This window comes from Chryseobacterium sp. (genome assembly GCF_022712095.1).
Taxonomy (GTDB): domain Bacteria; phylum Bacteroidota; class Bacteroidia; order Flavobacteriales; family Weeksellaceae; genus Chryseobacterium.
The window spans coordinates 1-4,038 of sequence record NZ_JALAHD010000315.1 but is presented as its reverse complement, the minus strand read 5'-3'; the positions used below and the strand labels follow the sequence as shown (position 1 = coordinate 4,038).

Genomic DNA, 4,038 nt, shown 5'->3' with positions numbered 1-4,038 from the left:
ATATTACCCAATCAAAAAACACTTATAATCAACTTGTAATAGATATTTAGTTATGGATAATATGTTTTGCAGAAATATTAGTAATTATTTCTTTTAATTTAACCTTAAGAATTTCGGGCTCCAATACTGTAGCATAATCTGCGAAAGTGATTAACCAACGAGGAAATCCATCATTGATCCATTCTGTTTTAAAAGTTAGTAAAACTCCTTCTTCAGTTTCTTCCTCTTCAATAAGTCCATAGTATTTTTTGGAATTGGAAAGATATCCCATCACTTTCTTTTCTACCAAAAGCTTTACAAGGGTTGGGTTTTCATTACATTTCTTTCTGTAGTCATTAATCTGGCCATATTCCTGAGAAAATGACTGAGAAGTTTTTGATATTTTCAAAATCCGGTCTACTCTGAACTGCCTGAAATCTTTTCTCAGGGTACAGAAAGCCATAATGTACCAATAATTAAATTCGAAAAACACGCCTACCGCTTCAATGGTCCGCTTTGAAACCTCCGCATTCACACTTCTGTATTCTATGATAAGCTGATATTTTTCTGCAATGCTTTCTAAAATAGTAGGAAGAACATTTTTAATAACTTCTGCTTCTGTGGGAGGAGAATGATAACTGAAAACATCGATCTGGTTTTCCACGTTTTCAATCATATCTTTGTCTGAATAACGCAGTACTGAACGTACTTTTCCCATAGCGGTCTGATAATGGGTTCCCATACTTTGATGAGAGAATTTCTGCATCAGCTTTTCTGAAGTAATAAAGCTCAGAACCTCTTCTTTTGTAAACATTACGGGCGGTAATTTATAACCATCCATAAGGAAATAACCGCTTCCAGCTTCTCCTACAATTGGAATTCCGGCATTTTCCAACGTTTTAATATCACGATAAATCGTCCGTATGCTTACCTCAAATTTCTCCGCAAGATCCTGCGCTCTTACTAATGGCCTCGACTGTAATTGAGTGAGAATAGCCGTTACTCTATCCAGTTTTTTAAGATAATGATCATTCATTATTCCTCTTTATAAGCTTTAACCAGCCGGTCCAAATTAAGACTTCTTGCAGAGGCATCAAAAATCTCACGATATGTTCCCTCTTTGTCATAAAGCTCATCATGGGTTCCATTTTCAACCACTCTTCCTTTTTTCATTACATAAATAATATCCGAATCCAGGATCTGGGATAATGAATGTGAAATAATAACTACTGTTCTCCCTTCTTTTATAGCATCCAGTGAATTTTTAATCTGCTCTGTAGCTATTGCATCCAAACTTGCTGTAGGTTCATCAAGGAAGATAATCGGGGGATCTTTCAGAAACAATCTGGCAATTGCAATTCTCTGCTGCTGGCCTCCGGAAAGCTGTGTTGCATCATGCAGATACTGATCGGGCAAATCCATGACCTGATCGTGCAAATAAGCTTTTTTAGCTGCTTCCTGAATTTCTTCAAAGCTTGCATTCATATTTCCATAGCGGATATTATCTTCAATACTTCCCTGAAAAATATGATTTCTCTGTAGAACCAGGCCTAAGTCATTTCTTAAAAAAGTATTGTCATATTCATTCAAATTCACATCATCCAAAAAGACATCTCCTGAATCAGGGAGGTAAAACTTACATAAAAGGTTAATTACTGTAGATTTTCCTGCACCACTCAATCCTACAAGCGCTGTAGTTTTTCCATTTTCAATAGTCATGGAAACATCATGAAGCGCCTGAGTTCCGTTAGGATAAGAAAAGTTGACATTTTTTAATTCAAATTTTCCTTTAATTTCTTTTTCTACAAATTTTCCGTTCTGTTCTGTTTCATCATCTGCATTCAGAATATCAAAATAACCCTCTGCATAAATCATAGCATCATTCATATCATCATAAATACGGTGTAGCTGGCGAATAGGAGCTGAAACATTATTAAAAAGCATAATATGCAGCATGATTGCGCCAATGGTCATTTGCTGGTCAAGCACCAGATAAACAGTTAAAAGTATAATAAGTACAACTCCGAACTGCTCAATAAAAGTTTTCAGCCCGTCATATATAAAGTTGGTTTTTCTGGTAAACATCTGACTTTCCATCAGTTGCATCTGCAAATCATATTGTTTTTTCCCTTCAAATTTTTCTCTTACAAAACTTTTGATCACCATGATGGAATTGATCAGATTTAATAATCCTGAAGTTTTTTGCTCTCTCTGATTTCTCAGCTGACGGCGAACTCCTGATAATTTTTTTGCCTGCAAAGAACTTACATAAAAATAAATAGGAACAATAATCGTTGAGACCAATCCCACATATACATTCTGCATATACATAATTATCAAAGCAATAATAGCATTTGAAAAAAGAGGAAGGATATCTATAAAAAAATTCTGTACCAATTTTGTCAAACTTTCAATTCCCCGGTCTATTCTAATCTGAAGCTTTCCTGATTCATGATTTTCATCATTAAAATAAGACACACGGTAGGTCAGGATTTTATCAATCGCAGACTGGGCCAAAACGGAGCTTACATTAATTCTGATCTTCTCTCCATAAAATTTCTGCCCGAAATTAATGAAGATATTTAAAAGTTCTTTTCCTAACAGAATAATGGAAATAACCACAAGAATATGGATTCCTTCAGACATAGGATGAGGGAGATGAGTAAGCGTAGTCACCTCATCTACCGTATATTTTAAAACAATAGGATTGACCTGAGCTGCAAGTGCTCCCAGAAAAGTAAGGAATAAGGTTCCGTAAATCATTAAACGATAAGGTCTGATAAATGGAACTAATTGTTTATAGATTCCCAGAAAGGTAATTGTTCTGTTAAAAGGTTTTGCCATGGATATATTCAAGTAAAAACGTACCGTTTTCAGGAGAAAAGGTACGTTATATTATCAATTCAAGCAAATAATCACTTGACTTTAATGTTAAGATTCATACCAATAGGTCGTGAGATAATGTAATTCCGGTTTTCCGGCAGATGCAGATTCTGCTTCGGCCTGCTCTATCGAATATTGGGAAGAAATTTCTTTACGTTGGAATAAAAATGAGTTATTGGCATTTTTATCTACTACATCAGTAAAAATATGTTCTATCTCGGAATTCCCTAATGAAGCAAAACCAATCTCTTCAAATCCATACATAAGCCTCACATCATCGAATTGAGAAAAATTATCATCTACAAAACTCTGAAACTGAACTTTAGAATCAAAATTCCCGGCCCATATATTATAGGCATATTTTTTCTTTTTTGGTTTGTCAAAGATATTCTGATACACGAAATTTTCTCCTAAATACGCCTCTCTCACCTGAGGGTCATTAGCCAAATCTTCAGGAAGACCTTCTTTTAATATTCTTCCTTCAAACATGATATAAGTTTTGTTAGTAATCGCAAGAGTCTGCTGTACATTATGGTCGGTGATTAATATTCCGATATTTTTATCAACCAGACTTCTTACAATCTTCTGAATATCTTCTACAGCGATCGGGTCTACTCCGGCAAAAGGTTCATCAAGAAGAATAAAATTAGGGCTTGTGGCGAGGCAGCGGGCAATCTCCGTTCTACGCCTTTCACCTCCTGATAAAAGATCCCCTCTGTTTTTACGAACATGCTGCAAAGAAAATTCTTCAATAAGCTCATCACATTTGATCTGCTGCTCACGTTTAGACAACTTGGTAAGCTGTAAAACACCCATAATATTTTCTTCTACAGAAAGTTTCCTGAAAACAGACGCTTCTTGAGCAAGATACCCAATACCTTTTTGGGCTCTTCTGTACATGGCATCAGTAGTAATTTCCTGATTATCCAGAAATATTTTACCAGAAGTTGGCTTAACCAATCCTACAATCATATAAAATGATGTTGTCTTACCGGCTCCGTTAGGGCCCAGCAAACCAACAATTTCTCCCTGTTCAACCTGCACAGAAACTCCTTTTACAACTTTTTTGGGACCGTATTCCTTGATTAAGTTTTCTCCTCGTAAAATCATGCAGCAAATATATCAAAAATATAAACTTGTTGACATCAAGTTATATTTTGTTAACAAAGTTTATAT

2 protein-coding genes and 1 pseudogene are annotated in these 4,038 nt (G+C 35.3%); all 3 read right to left on the bottom strand.

Translation table 11 applies throughout. From position 1 onward, the window contains the following. Nucleotides 1-46: 46 nt before the first annotated feature. Entirely contained in the window at nt 47-1,015 is a 969-nt protein-coding gene (locus Q0A18_RS15810; protein ID WP_292011128.1) for a YafY family protein, read from the bottom strand. Further along, nucleotides 1,015-2,742: an ABC transporter ATP-binding protein gene (locus Q0A18_RS15805; protein ID WP_292011129.1), complete on the bottom strand. Its 1,728-nt coding sequence runs from the start codon at nt 2,740-2,742 to the stop codon at nt 1,015-1,017. Before Q0A18_RS15805 ends, Q0A18_RS15810 begins: the two co-directional genes overlap by 1 nt. Before the next feature lie 504 nt (nt 2,743-3,246). Next, nucleotides 3,247-3,972 (bottom strand): annotated as a pseudogene (gene lptB, locus Q0A18_RS15800) (LPS export ABC transporter ATP-binding protein); the annotation flags it as partial. Between the last annotated feature and the right edge of the window lie 66 nt (nt 3,973-4,038).